The following is a 1711-nucleotide window of genomic DNA, read 5'->3' on the forward strand; positions in this document are numbered from 1 at the left end:
AAAGAATCTAATCCAAGAAGTGCCAGAGATGCGCTGATGATCGAGCTAATCGGCGATTTAGGTCGTGTCAACGACCAAATCACCGCATTACCTTCTGATATTAAGTATGCTATAGAGGGTTCATTAAAATTAATTGCCGATGCCGTTGAACAAACAGAAAAGAGCGTCGAGGAGGTACTTGAAAAATATCGGGCAGAAATAAATGCATCTGCTAAAACGGAAGCGCAAAATTTCAAAAAATTAATTGCGCAGACAAAAAATGAAATGACCATCACGTTGGCAGAAGATGCGCGCGACAAGAATCACACCCTGTCTGTTATTATGGTGGTTTTGGTGATTTTTAGTACCCTATTTTGCGGTTGTATGTTAGGTTTTTTGTATTACACGCAACAAAAACATGATGAAAGAATTGAACGTTATACCGAGGCTTATCAGATGGAACAAACCGTAGGGCACCTCGAAAAACTCAAGATTTTCAATTAACCCTTGGCTTTCATTCTAAATAATTAGATTTTTTTTGATTATCACGTTACTGATTCTATCGCACATTGCCCTGGCTAGGGCCATTTGACCCATTCTGGGCGTCAGAAAGCCACGATGCACGCGCTCTGGAAGTACGCCAACCGCTTTAGGTTGTAACATGCTGCCATCATCGTCATGGCAAAATTAGCGCGCACCTGTCCAATGGTGCGGATCAGTTTTCTACCCATTTGTTCCATCGCCGCAAATGCATGTTCAACCCGTGCCCTAGTCTTTGCAATCCTGTGGTTTCGCCCTTGCTGAGTCTTGGACAACGGTTTGTTTCGATGGCCTTTACGCTGAATCTGGCTCCTATAGCCGTTTGCCTTCAGCCAAGCTTCCCGCTCCGCAGAGGGATAGCCTCGGTCGGCGTAGATATTGCGATTGGTGTTGGCCTTGTCAATGACCCTTTCGAAATGCTGACTGTCGTGGGTGCTGGCCGTATCGGTGACGATTTTTCTGATGAATTTGTACTTCTTATCCATGTTTACCGAAAGCTTATAGCCATAATGACTCTTACCGTCACGAGTTTCGCACCAATAAAAAAACGCTCTATTTTTAAGTTTAATTCAGCATGATATATAAATAGTCAAAACCTTATAAATCAAATACAACTTATTGTAATTTAAGAAAATTTATGTTTTTTAGTAACTTGCAGATTAATCATTGCTTTTAAGCCATTTTTAGAATTTTATATGCCTGTGCGAAACTCGTGCAAGAGTAAAAATGGCAGTTTTAAGGTACTGCCGATGATAACATTGGAGATCAGAGTGGAAATTTCTGTTTTACATCGCCAGGGTATGTCTATACGTGCGATTGCTCGACGGCTTTCATGCTCAAGAGTAACCGTGAGGCGATATCTTCGTAGCACTGAAGCGGCGGCGAATATGCGTTATAAATCGAGAGCGCCTAGACCCGGTAAGTTGGAGCCCTTCAAGGTATATATTCTCCAACGCGTAGAGGCGGCTAGACCTGATTGGATACCGGCCTGCGTATTGCTACGGGAGATCCGTGAACAAGGGTACACAGGCAGCTATAGCTTGCTGACCGCTTTTCTTCATCCTATAAGCGTGTTGCTTAATAGTGAAATAAGGGTGTTTCGGTGATTGAAGTAAATTTTACGCTGTTCTGAGATGGAAATTCCAAAGACCTGCGCTAAGGAGTAAGAAGGTATCATCAATAAAGGGTCTAC

The 1711-nt window shown here is 42.7% G+C and carries 1 protein-coding gene and 2 pseudogenes; 2 read left to right on the forward strand and 1 reads right to left on the reverse strand.

The features are described from left to right. The coding region (locus CBG25_RS18565; RefSeq protein WP_290608515.1) for a hypothetical protein at positions 1 to 483 on the forward strand (483 nt) is incomplete at its 5' end. A gap of 101 nt (positions 484 to 584) precedes the next feature. On the opposite strand, the pseudogene CBG25_RS18570 reads toward CBG25_RS18565, so the two are convergent. Continuing rightward, positions 585 to 1046 (reverse strand): annotated as a pseudogene (locus tag CBG25_RS18570) (transposase); the annotation flags it as partial. A 222-nt stretch (positions 1047 to 1268) separates the two neighbouring features. On the opposite strand from CBG25_RS18570, the pseudogene CBG25_RS18575 reads away from it, so the two are divergent. After that, positions 1269 to 1577 (forward strand): annotated as a pseudogene (locus CBG25_RS18575) (helix-turn-helix domain-containing protein); the annotation flags it as partial. Positions 1578 to 1711 lie beyond the last annotated feature (134 nt).

The organism is Arsenophonus sp. ENCA (assembly GCF_002287155.1).
Lineage (GTDB): Bacteria > Pseudomonadota > Gammaproteobacteria > Enterobacterales > Enterobacteriaceae > Arsenophonus > Arsenophonus nilaparvatae.